Consider the following 17,215-nt stretch of genomic DNA (forward strand, 5'->3'; position numbering starts at 1 on the left):
ATGAGCCGCACCGAAGAGAGAGCCGATAGGGTGAGCGAGACGACAGCTTCGGAAGGGCTCGCCAGCACGCTACGGCAGGACGAGATCGCACGGCTGATGCGCCGTCGCGGCGAGGAGTCGCGCTGGTGGTGGATCGTGCCGACGCTCTACATCGTCGTTCTGCTCTTGCCGATCTACTGGCTCATCAATATGAGCTTCAAGACCAATGGCGAGATCGTCTCGTCGCTGACTCTCTACCCGCACGCGCCGACATTGGCGAATTACCGCACCATCTTCACCGACGCGTCCTGGTATTCGGGCTACATCAACTCGATCACCTATGTGGTTATGAACATGGTGATTTCGGTGGCTGCGGCACTGCCTGCTGCCTATGCTTTTTCGCGCTATCGCTTCCTCGGCGACAAGCATCTGTTCTTCTGGCTGCTGACCAACCGCATGGCGCCGCCGGCGGTGTTCGCGCTGCCATTCTTCCAGCTTTATTCGGCCTTCGGCCTTATCGACACCCATATCGCCGTGGCTCTGGCGCATTGCCTGTTCAACGTGCCGCTGGCGGTGTGGATCCTCGAAGGCTTCATGTCGGGCGTGCCCAAAGAGATCGACGAGACCGCCTATATCGACGGCTATTCTTTCCCGCGCTTCTTCATCAAGATCTTCATGCCGCTGATTGCGAGCGGCATCGGCGTGGCGTGCTTCTTCTGCTTCATGTTCTCGTGGGTGGAGCTCTTGATCGCCCGCACGCTGACGACCACGGACGCCAAGCCGATCGCCGCGACCATGACCCGCACCGTTTCGGCCGCCGGTATGGATTGGGGGTTGCTTGCCGCCGCCGGCGTGCTGACGCTGATTCCCGGCGCGCTCGTCATCTGGTTTGTGCGCAACTACATCGCCAAGGGCTTTGCCCTGGGGAGGGTATGATGGAGCAGGTCGACAGAAGCCCATGGTGGTGGGCGGTGCTGTTTCTCGCCCTGGTCGTCGTGGCCTGGATGGCACTTCAAATCGATTTCGTGGCAATAACGGTAGGATTCAGCGATCCGGCCAATATCCGCCTGTGGGGATTTAACCTCTCGTCCAACCTCGACTTTTCGTGGATGGCCTGGACGTGGCCGACCGCCGCCTTCTTTGGAACCATCTTTCTGCTGCTTTGCGGCATGGCGGTGTGGGAATACGTCTCGCCGGGCGGCAATCCGCGCGTCGGCGTGCTGCGCTTCGAAACGACGCGCGGCGACCGCCTGTTCCTGTCGCTGCTGGGCAGCGCCTTTATCCATCTCGCTTGGCTGGGTCTAGTCGGACCCAATCTGTGGTGGGCTCTCGCTCTCTCCGTGGTCTTCGCCGTCGGCGTGTTCCGCTACGTATAGAGGGGGAAACTGTTGGAACGGCGGCGTGCCGGCCGCCGATCCAGATCGCACTTTGAACTTTAACAGTGGAGGAAATACATGCGACGGCAATTCTTGACATCAACAACTGCGCTTGTCCTGTTGCTAGGGGCAAGCAATGCCTATGCCGGAATGGACGAGGCCAAGGCCTTCCTGGACAAGGAAATTGGCGACCTCTCGACGCTCGACCGTGCCGGCCAGGAAGCCGAAATGCAATGGTTCATCGATGCCGCGAAACCTTTCGCCGGCATGGATATCAAGGTGGTCTCCGAAACCATCGCCACGCATCAGTATGAATCGCAGGTGCTTGCGCCGGCCTTTACGGCCATCACCGGCATCAAGGTCACGCATGACGTCATCCAGGAAGGCGACGTCGTCGAGAAGATCCAGACCCAGATGCAGACCGGCCAGAACCTCTATGACGGCTGGGTCAACGATTCCGATCTGATCGGCACGCACTGGCGCTACCAGCAGGTGCGCAACCTGACCGACTGGATGGCAGGCGACGGCAAGGATGTCACCAACCCGAATCTCGACCTGAAAGATTTCATCGGCACCTCGTTCACCACCGCGCCCGACAAGAAGCTCTACCAGCTTCCCGACCAGCAGTTCGCGAACCTCTACTGGTTCCGTTACGACTGGTTCAACGACGAGAAGAACAAGGCGGACTTCAAGGCCAAATACGGCTACGACCTCGGCGTGCCGGTCAACTGGTCGGCCTATGAGGACATCGCCGAGTTCTTCACCGGCCGTGAGATCGACGGCAAGAAGGTCTACGGCCATATGGATTATGGCAAGAAGGACCCGTCGCTCGGCTGGCGGTTCACCGACGCATGGCTGTCGATGGCCGGCAATGGCGACAAGGGCATTCCGAACGGTCTGCCCGTCGACGAATGGGGCATCAAGGTCGACGAGAATTCGCGTCCGGTCGGTTCCTGCACGGCGCGCGGCGGCGACACCAATGGTCCGGCTTCCGTCTATGCCATCCAGAAGTACCTCGATTGGCTGAAGGCCTATGCACCGGCGGAAGCCCAGGGCATGACCTTCTCCGAGTCAGGGCCGGTGCCGGCGCAGGGCGCGGTTGCCCAGCAGATCTTCTGGTATACCGCCTTCACCGCCAGCATGGTCGACGCCAGCGCCAAGGCGGTGCTGAACGACGACGGCACGCCGAAGTGGCGCATGGCGCCGTCGCCGCATGGCGTCTATTGGAAGGACGGTATGAAGCTCGGCTATCAGGACGTCGGTTCCTGGACGCTGATGAAGTCGACGCCGACCGACCGCGCCAAGGCCGCCTGGCTCTACGCGCAGTTCGTCACCTCGAAGACGGTCGACGTGAAGAAGAGCCATGTCGGCCTGACCTTCATCCGCGAGAGCACGATCCACGACAAGAGCTTCACCGAACGTGCGCCAAAGCTCGGCGGCTTGATCGAGTTCTACCGCTCGCCGGCACGCGTCCAGTGGTCCCCGACCGGCACCAACGTGCCGGACTATCCGAAGCTGGCACAGCTCTGGTGGCAGGCGATCGGCGATGCTTCGTCGGGCGCCAAAAGCGCGCAAGAAGCAATGGACTCGCTCTGCGCCGAGCAGGAAAAGGTGATGAGCCGCATCGAGAAGTCGGGCGTCCAGGGCGATATCGGCCCGAAGATGGCCGAAGAGCATGACCTCGCCTACTGGAACGCCGATGCGGTCAAGAAGGGCAATCTCGCTCCTCAGGTCAAGATCGAAAACGAGAAGGAAAAACCGGTCACCATCAACTATGACGAGCTGGTGAAGAGCTGGCAGCAATAGGGCCGTTTGATGCGGGCGTTCGCGTCCGCATCGCCATACTCAGGGGAGGCGGCATGTTGCCGTCTCCCCTGTTTGCGTGAACGGCTTCGCGCCATCTGGCGTCGAGACATCGCAGCACCTTGAATTCGCTTCGACGGGAGAGAGAATGACCGGATATATCCTTGCAATCGACCAGGGGACGACATCGAGCCGGGCGATCCTGTTCGACGACAAGATGAAGGTCGTCGGCAGCGGGCAAAAGGAATTCACCCAGTATTATCCGGCCTCCGGCTGGGTCGAGCACGATCCCGAGGAGATATGGGCAAGCGTCGTGGAAACGGTGAAGGCCGCGCTGAAGACAGCCGGCCGCAACGCAGCGGACGTCGCCGCGATCGGCATCACCAACCAGCGCGAAACGGTCGTCATCTGGGACAAGGAGACCGGCGAGCCGATCCACAACGCGATTGTCTGGCAGGACCGCCGCACCGCGCCGCTATGCCAGAAACTGAAGAAGCTGGGGCTGGAGAAGAAATTCACGAAAAAGACCGGCCTGCTGCTCGATCCCTATTTCTCCGGCACCAAGATCGCCTGGATGCTGGACAAGGTGAAGGGCGCCAGAAAACGCGCCGAGAAGGGCGAACTGCTGGCCGGCACCATCGACAGTTTTCTGATTTGGCGCCTGACTGGCGGCAAGGTCCACGCTACTGACGCCACCAACGCCTCGCGTACACTGGTCTACAACATCGAACAAAACGCCTGGGACGACGAGCTGCTGGCCATTCTTGGCATACCCGCAAGAATGCTGCCGCAGGTGAAAGATTGTGCCGATGATTTTGGAATAACCGACAAAAGCCTGTTTGGTGCAGAGATCAGAATCCTCGGTGTGGCCGGCGACCAGCATGCGGCGGCGATCGGCCAGGCCTGTTTCGAGCCGGGCATGATGAAATCCACCTACGGAACCGGTTGCTTCGCGTTGCTCAACACCGGCAGCGATCTGGTGCGTTCGAAGAACCGGCTTTTGACCACCATCGCCTATAGGCTGAACGGCAACACCACCTATGCCTTGGAGGGCTCTATCTTTATCGCCGGCGCCGCCGTGCAGTGGCTGCGGGACGGCATCAAGGTGATCGGCAAGGCCGAGCAGAGCGGCAAATTGGCGGCGGAGGCCGATCCGACGCAGAATGTCTATCTGGTGCCGGCTTTCGTCGGGCTCGGCGCACCGCACTGGGATGCCGAGGCGCGCGGCGCCATCTTCGGGCTGACCCGCAATTCGGGGCCGGCGGAATTTGCCCGCGCGGCGCTGGAATCCGTTGCGTTCCAAACGCGCGATCTGCTCGACGCTATGCGCAAGGACTGGAAGGGCGCTTCGGCCAAGACTGTGCTCAGGGTCGATGGCGGCATGGTGGCGTCGGACTGGACCATGCAGCGGCTGGCCGACCTTCTCGATGCGCCGGTCGACCGACCGACAATTCTCGAGACGACCGCGCTTGGTGCGGCATGGCTGGCCGGCTCGAAGGCGGGTGCCTGGCCGAAGGCGCGAGAATTCGCCAGGAGTTGGGCGCTCGAGCGCCGGTTCAAGCCGGAGATGGATGCTTCGACACGTGCCGCCAAGCTGGCAGGTTGGCGCCACGCTGTGCGCAGGACGCTAAGCGTGCAATAAGCAGGGACCGCACCGGCTTCGCACCCATGAAAAACCCGCGCCGTTGCGGGCGCGGGCTTACAGTCTCTAATCACGACTCAGTAAGGCGACCGGCACTGCCGGCGCGGACCGTAATTGGGCTGGTAGGTGTTGTCAGAGGCACGATAGCTCCGATAATGGTCATAGCACCACTGCACATGGGCATCGCCGCGATAGACACGATTCTGGTTGTTGATGATAGCGCCGGTAATCAGCGCACCGGTGGCGAAAGCGGCCAGCGGGAACCAGTAGTCGCCATGGCGGCGATAGCCGCGACGATATTCGCGATAGCCGCGATGGCCACGCCAATACATGCCGTCGTCACGCGCAAAACTGCGCCGGGAGAAATCGCGACGCGAGAAATCGCGATTGAAATTCCGGTGCCTCCGCCACGGCTCGTACTGGACGGTCTGGACATTCGAGGTGAGCCCTTGGGCAGGGGGCGCATAGCTGGGCTGAGCGTTGACGGGCACGATCTCCGCGGCAGCGAATGAGATCGAAAGGGTGGTCGCCAGCAGGCCCGACATGATCCTATTCATGATCTTCTCCTTGAAACGCGTGTCCCTTGTCGCGGAAAAACGGGCAGGCTGCGCAAATTGTTCCGCTAAGAATCCCAAGTTGCTGATCTGCAAAGGTTCTCTCGATTCGCTGCTTGCGCTTGTCCCGCCAAGCGCGAGCTTCGGACTTGCGCGAGACGGAGGCAATTCCGTCAACGCCGAAGCGCACCGCACGGCATGACGCGGCAGGAAGGCCCGGTCCGGGAGCCGTCTTTTTCCGGTTGACCGGCAGAGGCACTCTCCCTATGTTCCGCGCAATTTCGAGGGCGGCCTTTCTGAGCCCGCGGGAGCGCGTAGCTCAGCCGGTAGAGCAACTGACTTTTAATCAGTAGGTCATGGGTTCGAATCCCATCGCGCTCACCAAATCCAGAGGGGTACGACCCGGAGACATGGGTAACAGTTTGTACCTACGACATGGGTGACAGCCTCGTGCCCAACGCATGCAGTGGCGTTAGCCGCCCGCGCCATCGTCCATCATCGTGCCGGTGAGCGCCTCATAGGCTCTGCTGCACACCTGAGAACCCGGACAATCCTTCACGATAAGCACTGGCGCCACGGTAAGAACCGCCGCGGCAAGGATTTGCAGGAAAAGACCGACGGCGCTTACCTTCCTGCCGAACGCGCCGGCCAGAAAAAAGTAGAGACCTTGGGCCATGCAGGCTGCCGTCAGAATGCCCAGAAGCGTGCTGGTCGCTCTTGCAAAGGGCGTTATGTAGCCGTCGGGAAAACCCGACATGCCGAGATCCATCGACCATTGCAGCGCCAGCATGACGCTCAGAGCTGACCAGACAAGGGCCGTCATACGAGTGAACAGCGTCTGCTTTGGTTTGTTGCTCGGATCGGCCATCGGATCACGTCGGAATTGCTTGCCGGGACATGCGCAAGTTCTGGGTCAAATCAGTGAGACGTTGCCGCCGGCATGGCGTTCGAGCCGGGCGGCGAGGTCGAGCTCCAGCAGCACCATGAACACTTGGGCGGGATGCAGGCCGGTGTGGCGGATGATCTCGTCCACTGATACCGGCGTCGGGCCGAGCGCTTCGACGACGCGGTCGCGATCGTCCTCGCGCGGCGGCGGTGTTGCCGAAAAGTCGGGCGGCTCTTCAAGCGGCGATGTCCTTGGCGACCAGCCGCCGACCAGCGGCGCTATGGCACTGGTGATATCGGCGGCCTCGGTCACAAGGGTGGCGCCGTCCTTGAGCAGGCCATTGGCGCCGGCGGCGCGCGGATCGAGCGGTGAACCGGGAACGGCGAAAACCAGCCGCCCCATCTCGCCGGCGAGGCGGGCGCTGATCAGCGAGCCGGAGCGCTGTGCGGCCTCGACCACCACCAATCCCAATGCAGCACCGGCGACGAGCCGGTTGCGGCGCGGAAAGTCCTGTGCGCGCGGCTGCCAGCCAAACGGCATTTCGGAAATGATGGCGCCGCCATGCTCGGCGATCTCGTCGCACAGGTCGGCATTTTCGGGCGGGTAGGGCAAATCGAGGCCGCCGGCGAGCACGCCGATCGTGCCGGTCGAAAGGCTGCCCTGGTGCGCGGCTGTATCGATGCCGCGCGCCAGGCCGGAAACAATGCCATAACCGTCGCGGCCGAGATCCGCCGCCAGCATCCGCGCCATCTTGATGCCTGCCAGCGATGCGTTGCGCGCGCCGACGATAGCGACCGCTGGCAACCGGAACACCGCGCTGTTGCCCCTGACCGCGAGCAGCGGCGGCGGATGATCCATGCTTTTCATCAGCGGTGGATAATCCGTCTCGCCGATGCCGACGAAGCGGGCGCCGGCCCGCCGGGCCGTCTCCAGCTCCGCCTCCACCTCGGCAATGGACGGGATGCGGACGATTTTTTTGGCGCCACCCGAAATCATCAGCTCGGGCAGCATCGACAATGCTGCTTCGGCCGAACCGAACCGGTTGATCAGGTCGCGAAAGGAAGCCGGGCCGACATTCGGCGTGCGGATCAGACGAAGCCAGCTCAGCCGCTGCCGGTCGCTGAGGCGCGGCCCGGCGTCGGGCTCGCTCACTCCTTGGCCCCGATCTTACCCTCGGTGCCGGCAAGCAGCCGCGCAATGTTGGCGCGGTGCTTTACGATGACGATGAGGCTCATCGCCGCGAAAAGCCCGGCAATCTGCTGGGTGCTCAGGAAATACAGGGCAACGGGCACGACGACCGCTGCCGTCAGTGCCGCAAGCGAGGAGAAGCGGAACAGGAAGGCCACCGCCAGCCAGACGACGGCGAAGATCAGCGCCACTTGCCAGGCAAGGCCGATCAGCACGCCGAGGTAAGTGGCGACACCCTTGCCCCCCTTGAAGCCGAGCCAGACCGGAAAAATATGACCTGAAAACGCGCCGAATCCGGCCCAAAGTCCGAGCTCGGGCGCAAAGCGGCCCGCGATCAACACCGCCGCGGTGCCCTTCAGCGCATCGAGCAGCAGCGTGGCCGCGGCCAAGCCCTTGTTGCCGGTGCGCAGCACATTGGTGGCGCCGATGTTGCCGGAGCCGATGTTGCGCACGTCGCCGAGGCCGGCGGCACGGGTGATCAGCAGGCCAAACGGGATCGAGCCGAGAAGATAGCCGAACACCAATGCCAAGACGGGACTGTAAACCATTGTTCCCCCGAACTTTCCTTGGCTGAGCGAATTTGAAGACGTGACACCCGCTTCGTCCTAGGCCGAAAACACTGTGCGGCCCGCCACCATCGTTTGCAAGACCTTGCCTTGCAGTCGCGCGCCTTCGAAACAGGTGTTTTTCGAGCGTGAGCGGATGCCGCTCTCGCTAACGACCCATGGCTCGTCCAGATCGACGAGCGCAAGGTCGGCCAATGCCCCCGGTTTCAGCGTGCCGCCGGGCAGGCTGAACAATCTTGCCGGCGCGGTCGACAGTGTCTCGATCAGCCGCAGCAGCATCACGTCGCCATTGTGATAGAGCCGCAGCGCTGCGCCTAACAGCGTTTCCAGCCCGATGGCGCCGGCCGCAGCATCGGCAAAGGGCAGGCGCTTGGTGTCGACGTCCTGCGGGTCGTGCGAGGAGACGATGAGGTCGATGGTGCCGTCCTTGATCGCTTCGATCATCGCCAGCCGGTCTTCCTCGGCGCGCAGCGGCGGCGTCAGTCGGAAGAAGGTGCGGTACTCGCCGACATCGTTCTCGTTGAGCGACAGATTGTGGATCGACACGCCTGATGTGACATTGGCGCCGTCGGCCTTGGCTCGCGTCACAGCAGCCGCCGCCATCGCCGTCGAGATCTTGGCCGCGTGATAGGCGCCGCCGGTCAGCCGCGCCAGCGCCAGATCGCGCTCCAGGGGGATGGATTCGGCCTCGCGCGGAATACCGGCAAGGCCGAGCCAGCTTGCATATAGGCCTTCATTCATCACGCCTGACGAGGCGAGATCGGCATCCTGGGTTTCGTGGGCGATCACGCCACCGAAATCGCGCGCATAGGTCAGCGCCCGGCGCATCACCAGCGCGCTGGCAATAGAATGCCTGCCGTCGGTGAAGGCGACCGCGCCGGCCTCGCGCAGCAGGCCGAATTCGGTCATCTCGCGGCCTTCCAGCCCCTTGGTGATCGCCGCTGCCGGAAAGATGTTGACGATGGCTGTATCCTTGGCGGTGCGCAGCACGAATTCGACCAGCGCCACATTGTCGATCACCGGGTCGGTATCGGGCATCATCACAATCGAGGTTACGCCGCCGGCCGCTGCCGCCACGCTGGCCGAGGCGATGGTCTCCCGGTGTTCGCCGCCCGGTTCGCCGATGAAGACACGCGCATCGATCAGGCCGGGGATGATCGCCTTGCCGGCGCACTCGATGATCGTGGCGGCTTCGGGCGCGCCCTGGTTCAAGGCCGCCTTGCCAGCGGCAACAATTTTGCGCCCTTCGACGATGACGGTGCCGATCTCATCGATGCCGCGCGATGGGTCGACGATGCGGGCGCGGCTGAAGACCGTTATGCTCATCGGCCCCGACCCTCGTGGTTTCGACGCGGGTCGAGCAGCGCTTCCATCACCGCCATGCGTACGGCGACGCCCATCTCAACCTGTTCCTGGATGACGCTTTGCGGGCCGTCGGCGATCTCCGAGGCGATCTCTACGCCGCGGTTCATCGGGCCGGGATGCATAACCAGCGCACCGTCCTTGGCCGCCTTCAGCTTCTCGGCGTCGAGGCCGAAATAGCGGAAATATTCGCGCACCGACGGTACGAAAGCGCCTTCCATGCGTTCGCGCTGCAGGCGCAGCATCATTACCACGTCGGCGTCCTTCAGACCCTCGGCCATGGAACGGGTGACGATGACGCCCATCTTCGCGATGCCGGTGGGCAAAAGCGTCGAAGGGGCGACGACCCTGACCTGGGCACCAAGCGCGTTGAGCAGGATGATATTGGAGCGGGCCACGCGCGAATGCAGGATGTCGCCGCAGATCGCCACGATCAGCTTCGACAGCGGACCCTTGGCGCGGCGGATGGTCAGTGCGTCGAGCAGTGCCTGGGTAGGATGCTCATGGGCGCCGTCGCCGGCATTGACCACCGAGCAGCCGACTTTTTGGGCAAGAAGTGCTGCCGCGCCGGCCGATTGATGGCGGATGATCAATATGTCGGGACGCATGGCATTCAGCGTCATCGCAGTATCGATCAGCGTCTCGCCCTTTTTCACCGAAGAGCTCGCTACGGACATGTTCATGACGTCGGCGCCGAGCCGTTTGCCGGCCAGCTCGAACGACGATTGCGTACGGGTCGAGGCTTCGTAGAACAGATTGATCTGGGTGCGGCCGCGCAGCGTCGATGTCTTCTTGTCCGATTGCCGCGAGATGGCAACGGCCTGGTCCGCCCGGTCGAGCAGAAGCTCGATGTCGGCGGGGGAAAGATCGCGGATGCCCAGAAGATGGCGGTGGGGATAAAGTGGCAGGGACGATGCGTCGGTCATCTCAAGTCGCTGCTATAGGGGGGAGGCTCCGCGGCTGCAAGCATCGGCTTGGGATTGGATCGGTTCTCCCCGGTATTTTCGTCGCGCGCCGCTAGCCATAGGCTATAAACCGCCTTGGCTTTGGATTCGCAGCCTTCAGGTGATAAGGACGAAGCGTGACTGACGACGTGACCAACCAGCCGCCGCCGCTGGCCGGCGGCAACGCCTGGCGGGGCGATCCGTTGCTGATCCAGCTTGCCGAGCGCTTTTCCGATCCGGTGCGTAAGGACCTCGACGGGCTTGGCCGTTTCGTTCTGACACATGAGGCGCAGGAGCTGGCTCGTCTTGCCAATGTCGAGACGCCGAAGCTCAGGACCCATGATCGCCAGGGCCGGCGCATCGACCAGGTCGAGTTCCATCCCGCCTATCACGCGCTCATGCGCCGCTCTGTTGCCAACGGGCTGCATTCGTCGGTCTGGGAGAATGGCGACGCCGAGATCGGCCGTCGCCACCAGGTGCGCGCCGCGCGCTTTTATCTCACGGCTGAGCTCGAGACCGGGCATCTCTGCCCGATCACCATGACCAGCGCTTCGCTGGCAGCGCTGATGGCCAGCCCGAAGCTGTTTCGCGAATGGGCGCCGCGGGTGACGACGCGCAAGTACGATCAAAGCCAAAAGCCGCCGGTCGAAAAAGCAGGGCTGACACTCGGCATGGGCATGACCGAGAAGCAAGGCGGCACCGATGTCCGCTCCAACGTCACCAAGGCGGAGCGCGCCGGCAGCGGGTTTTATCGCCTGACCGGCCACAAATGGTTCATGTCGGCGCCGATGTCGGATGCCTTCCTGGTGCTCGGACAGGTGGCGGAGGGACTGTCGTGCTTTCTCGTGCCCCGCTTGCTCGGCGACGGATCCGGTAACGGCTTCCGTTTTCAACGGCTGAAGGACAAGCTCGGCAACCGCTCCAATGCCTCGTCGGAGGTGGAATTCGTCAATGCCATCGGCGAGATGGTCGGCGAGTCCGGCGCCGGCGTAAAGACGATCATGGATATGGTGACCCTGACGCGGCTCGACTGCGCCGTCGCCTCTTCGGCGATCATGCGGGCCGGACTGGCCGAGGCTGTCCACCACACGCGCCACCGCAAGGTGTTTGGAACAAATCTGATCGAGCAGCCGCTGATGCAGCGTGTGTTGGCCGATATGGCGCTCGACGTTGCCGCCGCTACCGCGCTGTCGTTCCGGCTGGCGCGCTCCTTCGACGAGGCGGCCGGCGACCGCGGCGAGGCAGCCTTCGCCCGCGCCATGACGCCTGTCGTCAAATACTGGGTCTGCAAGATTGCGCCGCCGCTGCTCTATGAAGCGATGGAGTGCCTCGGCGGCAATGGCTATGTCGAGGAGGGGCCGCTCGCCCGCTACTATCGCGAAGCTCCGGTCAACGCGATCTGGGAAGGTTCAGGCAACGTCATGGCGCTCGACGTGTTGCGCGTGCTCGGCCGCGCGCCAGGCCTGTTCGACGACGTGCTGGCCGGCATCGACCGCGATCTAGGCGCCGGCGGACGCGGCACCGTCGGCGTGCTCAAGGCGGCAATGCAGGTCGCGGCAACCGACGAGGGCTCGGCGCGGCTGTTGACCGAGCAATTGGCATTGTCGGCGGCGGCGGCAGAGCTTCGCAGGCTGGGGGCAGGGCGGATCGCCGACGCCTTCGTGGAAACGCGCCTCGCCGGCCAGTGGCGCAATACCTATGGCATGATCGATTCGCGCCATGATGCCCGCATGATCATCGATACGCTCTACCCGCCGATCAACTAGGTGCCCTCGCCAAATTCGCTGCCGCTCTCGCGCCCCTGTGGATGGCCGTTAACCTTAACGAATGGTTTCCATTGCGGCGGCCGATGGCAAAGCCCAATGTTATGGTTAAGGCAGGACTGTTCAGCTTGAGCGGCTTTGCCCTGCGAAGCGGGAGCGTCATGCGGCACATTCTGAGCTCTTTTCTGGCATTGCATTGGGCGGCCGTTTTCGCCCTGCTGGCGTTCATCTGCATCGACGGGAATCGAGGCGTGGCGACGGCCCTTGGCGTACTGGGCGTTCCCGTCCAGAACACTCGATTTGCCGATCTCGAAAACGCCGTCGTCGTGGCACCGCTCGCCGTGGCACTGCTTGTCGTCGCGGTGTTGTTCTGCTGGGCTTTTGTTGAAGCACTGACCAGCCACGCGACCAACCCGGATCCTGCCGACAGCGTCGTGCGGATCGCCTTCATCTCCGCCTTGGGCGTGCTGTCGCTGATAGTCATCGGCGGCGCCGCGCAAGGCATCAATGGGCTGTTCATGGTTGTCGCGGTGCAATTGGCGGCACTTCTGGCGTCCTATGTCGCGATGCTCGCCGAGAGGCGGTCGGCCGTTGCCGCGGCAGTTCCAGGGACCGGCGAAATCCGAGCGGCCGCGCATGTCATGGCCAAGGCAGCGGCGCATAATTCCTCGCTTGCCCGCATTTCCGGCCGGCTGGATTCGAGGGACGACCGCTGATGCGCACCTTGTTCGCGCTTTGGGCGGCTCCGCTCCTCTTGTTTTGGGGTTGGTTCTTTCTGTCGCTCAACGACATCAATTTCGGCTACGTCATGCTGAGCCGTCAATTGCACGATCTCGTCTTCCAGCTCTATGGACAGATGCTCGGCGTCGATCCGGCACTCATTCCGGGCATGGTGGCGAAAGCTTGCGTGTTCGATGGGCTGCTGCTGACGGGGTTCTGGGCATTTCGCCGCCGCAAGGCGATTGGTGGCTGGATCACAGCGATGCGCAACCGTTATTTCGACCAGGCATCGACGCCGAGCACCTGAAGCCGGTCGAGAACGCCCTGGAGGATAAAAGCGGCCGCCGCAGAATCGATCTTGCCGGCGCGTTTCTTGCGGGAAAAATCCATCTCGATCAGCGTCCGCTCGGCCGCCACCGTCGACAGCCTTTCGTCCCAAAAGACGAAGGGCAGATCGGTCAATCCAGCCATATTGCGCACGAAAGCCCGGGATTTTTGGGCGCGCGCGCCTTCCGAGCCGTCCATATTGATGGGGAGGCCGATCACCACGGCGCCGGCATTTTCCTTCTGTAGCAGAGCGAGCAGCACTGCGGCATCGAGCGAGAATTTCCTGCGCATGATGACAGCGCGCGGGTGGGCGAAGGACAAGCCGCGATCGGAAACCGCCACGCCGATCGTCTTGTCGCCGAGGTCGAGACCGGCCAGGGTCTTGCCGCCGCCGAGCCGGGCCGGCAACTCCTCGATGGTGATGATGCCCAATGGGTTTTCCTTTGACCGCGACGCCGCACGTCGTATACGCGCAAAGCGTGCGCGGCACTTTAATTTCGCCGTCGGCGTTCTATCCTCTACCGAAGCAAAAATCGAGGAAAGCATTGATGAAACTAACCTGGTACGGACATTCGGCATTCCGAATCGAAATCGAAGGCGCGAAAATCCTCATCGACCCCTATCTGGTCGGTAATCCGTCGTGGACGGGTGGGTGGGAAGGGCCGGCCGAAGGGGTCACGCACGTGTTGCTCACCCATGGCCACAGCGACCACATCAGCGGCGCCATCGAAGTGCTCAAGAAGAGCGGCGCGATGCTGGTCGCCAATTTCGAGATTTGCATGTACCTGGTCGGCAAGGGCGTCGGTAACAAGCAGATCAATCCCGGCAATATCGGCGGTACGGTCGATTGCGGCGGCTTCACCACCACCTTCGTTCAGGCTCTGCATTCATCGTCGTTTCCGGGCGAGGGCGGCCAGAATACCTATCTCGGCAATCCCGGCGGGCTTGTCCTGCACTTTCCCGAGGACAAGACGGTTTATCACATGGGTGACACCGACATCTTTTCCGACATGGCGCTGATCAACGAGTTGCATGAACCGAAGATCGGCATCGTGCCGATCGGCGATCGCTTCACCATGGGCGGCGCGGTGGCAGCCCTTGCCTGCCAGCGTTTCTTCAAGTTCGAGACGGTCGTTCCCGCTCATTTCGGCACATTTCCGATGATAGATCAGACCGCCGACAAATTCGTGGCCGGGCTGGACGGATCGGGTGTGAAAGTGGCATTGCCGAAGATCGGCGAGACGATTACGCTGTAGAGAAAGCCGATCCGGCACGATACGATGCGCTTGAGAAATTCTCTTTGCATTTCCATGCTGGTTGCCGCGTCGCCGGCGCTGGCCGTCGAGGATTTCATCAACGGGGTCTATCTGCAATCGGAGGATCTCTGCGCGCAGGCCAAAAAGGATACGCTGCAGACGGTGATCGAGGGCGGCAATATCGTGCTGTCGGCAAATGGCCTGGAAAGCATCGAATATAATTGTGAATTCCTGCAGATCACCAAAGCGACACGCTCACCAAGCTGGGCGGTGACCGCTATATGCCAGGAGCCGGGCTACGTCTTTCCCGATGTTCTCTCACTGACACAGATGAGCCCGAAGCAGATCGACCTGGTATCGGTTCGGCCTGCCGCCGACGAAGGCGAGCAGAGCGGTAACGGCGGCAGTTATTTCCTCTGCGACGGCGTCACGATGCCATTGGGCAGTTGTCGGCACGATGCATGTTGCGCGGCACGCGCTGCGCCGCTATAGCGCTGATTTTCCCCGAGGCACAAACATGTCCGTTGATATAAAAACCGTGAAGCGCGTCGCGCACCTTGCCCGTATTGCGGTGAGCGAGGAGGATGCAGAGCGTATGACCGGCGAATTGAACGCCATTTTGGGCTTTGTCGAGCAGTTGAACGAGGTCGATGTTTCCGGCGTCGAGCCGATGACCTCGGTCACGCCGATGGCAATGAAAAAGCGCCAGGACGTCGTCACCGACGGCGGCAAGGCAGCTGACGTCGTCGCCAATGCGCCAGCGACCGAAGAGAATTTCTTCCTTGTGCCGAAGGTCGTGGAGTAGCACGCCGATGGCAATCGACATCGCCGCTGAGACGCCGCTGCAGGACGATGTGCGTGGTCTGGTCGAAGAGCTGAACGCCACATTGCTGGAGCTGACGCCGCCGGAGCATTGCTATCATTTGACCGTCGAGCAGATGGCGGATCGCGACACGACCGTTTTCGTCGCCCGCGATAACGGCCTTGCCATCGCTTGCGGCGCACTGAAGCGCCACGATGCTGTGGTCGGCGAGGTCAAGCGGATGTATACGCGACCTTCGCATCGCGGCCGCAAGATCGGCGCGAAGATTGTCGAGCGTATCGAGGCGCTGGCGCGCCAAGAAGGGCTTAAGCGGCTGGTGCTGGAGACGGGGGACCGTCATCCCGCCGCCTGGACCGTCTACGAACGCGCCGGTTTTTCCCGCTGCGGCCCGGTGCTGAATTATCCCGATTCCGAGTGGTCGGTATTTTACGAAAAGAGCCTTGCCAGATGACCGACCTGACCCAACTGACGATTTCGCAGGCCCGCGCCAAATTGCGTTCCAGGGAGATCACCGCCACCGAAGTCACCGAGGCCTATCTATCGGCGATCGAGCGAGCAAATCCGGCGCTCAATGCCTATGTCGTGGTCACCGACGACAAGGCGCGCGACATGGCCAAGGCCTCCGACGCGAAATTGGCCAAGGGCGAGGGCGGGTCGCTCGAGGGTATCCCGCTCGGCATCAAGGATTTGTTCGGCACCGAAGGCGTCCACACCCAGGCCTGCAGCCATGTGCTGGACGGCTTCAAGCCGCGCTACGAATCGACGGTCACGGCCAATCTGTGGGCGGATGGCGCCGTCATGCTCGGCAAGCTCAACATGGACGAGTTCGCCATGGGCTCGTCCAACGAGACCTCGTATTATGGGCCGGTCATCAACCCGTGGCGGCGTTCGCGCCTCAACACGGTGGTGATGCCGACGACACATCAGGGCGAGGGTGGCTTCGTTTCGGCGGGCGGCACCAGGACCGCGCGCACGTTGGACAATGCCCAACTGGTGCCGGGCGGTTCGTCCGGTGGATCGGCATCAGCTGTCTCGGCCTTCCTGTGCGCAGGCGCCACCGCCACCGACACCGGCGGTTCGATTCGCCAGCCCGCCGCCTTCACTGGCACAGTCGGCATCAAGCCGACCTATGGCCGCTGCTCGCGCTGGGGGATCGTAGCGTTCGCCTCGTCGCTCGACCAGGCCGGGCCGATCGCGCGCGACGTCCGCGATGCCGCGATCCTGTTGAAGTCGATGGCTTCGGTCGACCCGAAGGACACGACGTCCGTCGACCTGCCGGTGCCGGACTACGAGGCGGCGATCGGCCGCCCGATCAAGGGCATGAAGGTCGGCATCCCCAAGGAATATAGAGTCGACGGCATGCCCGCGGAGATCGAGGCGCTGTGGCAGAAAGGCATTGCCTGGCTGCGGGATGCCGGCGCCGAGATCGTCGATATCTCGCTGCCGCACACCAAATACGCGCTGCCGGCCTATTACATCGTGGCGCCGGCCGAAGCCTCGTCCAACCTCGCCCGTTACGACGGGGTCCGCTATGGGTTGCGCGTGCCCGGCAGGGACATTGTCGACATGTATGAAAAGACCCGCGCTGCCGGCTTCGGGCGCGAGGTCAAGCGCCGCATCATGATCGGCACCTATGTGCTTTCCGCCGGCTACTACGATGCCTACTATCTGCAGGCGCAGAAGGTTCGAACCCTGATCAAGCGCGACTTCGAAAATGTGTTTGCCGCAGGCGTCGACGTCATCCTGACGCCGGCAACGCCTTCCGCCGCGTTCGGCATCGCCGACGAGGACATGGCCGCCGACCCGGTCAAGATGTATCTCAACGACATTTTTACGGTGACAGTGAACATGGCCGGACTGCCCGGCATAGCGGTTCCGGCTGGGCTCGACGCCAAGGGGCTGCCGCTCGGCCTGCAGCTGATCGGCCGGCCCTTCGACGAGGAAACGCTGTTCCAGACCGCCCATGTCATCGAACAGGCGGCCGGCACATTTCAGCCGGAAAAATGGTGGTAGGATCGTTTCTCAT

At 62.6% G+C, this 17,215-nt stretch carries 19 protein-coding genes and 1 tRNA gene; 13 read left to right on the forward strand and 7 right to left on the reverse strand.

Translation table 11 applies throughout. The features are described from left to right. From NKH50_RS03215 to glpK, 4 genes are all read left to right on the forward strand, one after another. On the forward strand, positions 1-915 hold the full coding sequence (locus tag NKH50_RS03215) for a carbohydrate ABC transporter permease (protein WP_352478954.1): 915 nt from the start codon (positions 1-3) through the stop codon (positions 913-915). Positions 916-1,088: 173 nt separating this feature from the next. Then, a complete protein-coding gene (locus tag NKH50_RS03220) occupies positions 1,089-1,355 on the forward strand; it encodes a DUF2160 domain-containing protein (RefSeq protein ID WP_352508493.1) in 267 nt (88 codons plus the stop codon). 78 nt (positions 1,356-1,433) lie between these two features. Further along, positions 1,434-3,161, forward strand: coding sequence for an ABC transporter substrate-binding protein (locus tag NKH50_RS03225; protein ID WP_352876639.1), 1,728 nt, complete (start codon positions 1,434-1,436; stop codon positions 3,159-3,161). Between the two features lie 145 nt (positions 3,162-3,306). After that, entirely contained in the window at positions 3,307-4,800 is a 1,494-nt protein-coding gene (gene glpK / locus NKH50_RS03230) for a glycerol kinase GlpK (RefSeq protein WP_352876641.1), read from the forward strand. Positions 4,801-4,877: 77 nt separating this feature from the next. On the opposite strand, the gene NKH50_RS03235 is transcribed toward glpK, so the two are convergent. Next, the gene (locus NKH50_RS03235) at positions 4,878-5,357 is read right to left on the reverse strand and encodes a BA14K family protein (RefSeq protein ID WP_254817344.1); all 480 of its coding nucleotides are present in this window, start codon (positions 5,355-5,357) and stop codon (positions 4,878-4,880) included. 305 nt (positions 5,358-5,662) lie between these two features. Between NKH50_RS03235 and NKH50_RS03240 the strand changes: the two genes are divergently transcribed. Beyond that, positions 5,663-5,738: transfer RNA gene (locus NKH50_RS03240), tRNA-Lys, on the forward strand. A gap of 88 nt (positions 5,739-5,826) precedes the next feature. Here NKH50_RS03240 and NKH50_RS03245 read toward each other — a convergent pair. Genes NKH50_RS03245 through NKH50_RS03265 form a run of 5 tightly spaced genes read right to left on the reverse strand, consistent with a single transcriptional unit; the run spans position 5,827 to position 10,282 of the window. Next, the gene (locus NKH50_RS03245) at positions 5,827-6,222 is read right to left on the reverse strand and encodes a hypothetical protein (protein ID WP_352876643.1); all 396 of its coding nucleotides are present in this window, start codon (positions 6,220-6,222) and stop codon (positions 5,827-5,829) included. 45 nt (positions 6,223-6,267) lie between these two features. Next, positions 6,268-7,392, reverse strand: a complete 1,125-nt coding sequence (gene dprA / locus NKH50_RS03250) for a DNA-processing protein DprA (protein ID WP_352736574.1) — start codon at positions 7,390-7,392, stop codon at positions 6,268-6,270. Continuing rightward, on the reverse strand, positions 7,389-7,976 hold the full coding sequence (gene plsY / locus NKH50_RS03255) for a glycerol-3-phosphate 1-O-acyltransferase PlsY (protein ID WP_352876646.1): 588 nt from the start codon (positions 7,974-7,976) through the stop codon (positions 7,389-7,391). The genes dprA and plsY overlap by 4 nt, the downstream gene beginning before the upstream one ends. Positions 7,977-8,033: 57 nt before the next feature. Further along, positions 8,034-9,320 carry a dihydroorotase gene (locus NKH50_RS03260; protein ID WP_352876648.1) on the reverse strand — a complete coding sequence of 429 codons (1,287 nt, stop codon included), beginning with the start codon at positions 9,318-9,320 and terminating at the stop codon, positions 8,034-8,036. Further along, on the reverse strand, positions 9,317-10,282 hold the full coding sequence (locus NKH50_RS03265; protein ID WP_352705477.1) for an aspartate carbamoyltransferase catalytic subunit: 966 nt from the start codon (positions 10,280-10,282) through the stop codon (positions 9,317-9,319). Before NKH50_RS03265 ends, NKH50_RS03260 begins: the two co-directional genes overlap by 4 nt. 155 nt (positions 10,283-10,437) lie before the next feature. Here NKH50_RS03265 and NKH50_RS03270 point away from each other — a divergent pair, with 155 nt between their 5' ends. From NKH50_RS03270 to NKH50_RS03280, 3 genes are all read left to right on the forward strand, one after another. Further along, positions 10,438-12,066, forward strand: coding sequence for a DNA alkylation response protein (locus tag NKH50_RS03270; protein ID WP_352705476.1), 1,629 nt, complete (start codon positions 10,438-10,440; stop codon positions 12,064-12,066). A gap of 158 nt (positions 12,067-12,224) precedes the next feature. Next, positions 12,225-12,779 carry a hypothetical protein gene (locus NKH50_RS03275; protein ID WP_352478943.1) on the forward strand — a complete coding sequence of 185 codons (555 nt, stop codon included), beginning with the start codon at positions 12,225-12,227 and terminating at the stop codon, positions 12,777-12,779. Next, a complete protein-coding gene (locus NKH50_RS03280) occupies positions 12,779-13,090 on the forward strand; it encodes a DUF6105 family protein (RefSeq protein WP_352478942.1) in 312 nt (103 codons plus the stop codon). Before NKH50_RS03275 ends, NKH50_RS03280 begins: the two co-directional genes overlap by 1 nt. Here the strand turns inward: NKH50_RS03280 and ruvX are convergent. After that, entirely contained in the window at positions 13,057-13,542 is a 486-nt protein-coding gene (ruvX, locus tag NKH50_RS03285; protein WP_254817335.1) for a Holliday junction resolvase RuvX, read from the reverse strand. The two genes, NKH50_RS03280 and ruvX, sit on opposite strands and share 34 nt — an antisense overlap. 116 nt (positions 13,543-13,658) lie before the next feature. Between ruvX and NKH50_RS03290 the strand changes: the two genes are divergently transcribed. Genes NKH50_RS03290 through NKH50_RS03310 form a run of 5 tightly spaced genes read left to right on the forward strand, consistent with a single transcriptional unit; the run spans position 13,659 to position 17,202 of the window. Next, positions 13,659-14,366 (forward strand): metal-dependent hydrolase, encoded by a 708-nt coding sequence (locus NKH50_RS03290; RefSeq protein ID WP_352876651.1) that lies wholly within the window; start codon positions 13,659-13,661, stop codon positions 14,364-14,366. A gap of 54 nt (positions 14,367-14,420) precedes the next feature. Then, positions 14,421-14,858 (forward strand): hypothetical protein, encoded by a 438-nt coding sequence (locus NKH50_RS03295; RefSeq protein WP_352876653.1) that lies wholly within the window; start codon positions 14,421-14,423, stop codon positions 14,856-14,858. Between the two features lie 25 nt (positions 14,859-14,883). Further along, positions 14,884-15,171 (forward strand): Asp-tRNA(Asn)/Glu-tRNA(Gln) amidotransferase subunit GatC, encoded by a 288-nt coding sequence (gatC, locus tag NKH50_RS03300; protein WP_352876655.1) that lies wholly within the window; start codon positions 14,884-14,886, stop codon positions 15,169-15,171. A 7-nt stretch (positions 15,172-15,178) separates the two neighbouring features. Then, positions 15,179-15,640: a GNAT family N-acetyltransferase gene (locus NKH50_RS03305; RefSeq protein ID WP_352876657.1), complete on the forward strand. Its 462-nt coding sequence runs from the start codon at positions 15,179-15,181 to the stop codon at positions 15,638-15,640. Beyond that, a complete protein-coding gene (locus NKH50_RS03310) occupies positions 15,637-17,202 on the forward strand; it encodes an amidase (RefSeq protein WP_352876659.1) in 1,566 nt (521 codons plus the stop codon). The genes NKH50_RS03305 and NKH50_RS03310 overlap by 4 nt, the downstream gene beginning before the upstream one ends. The last annotated feature ends 13 nt before the right edge of the window (positions 17,203-17,215 follow it).

This window comes from Mesorhizobium sp. M1027, assembly GCF_040318745.1.
In the GTDB taxonomy this organism is placed as follows: Bacteria; Pseudomonadota; Alphaproteobacteria; order Rhizobiales; family Rhizobiaceae; genus Mesorhizobium.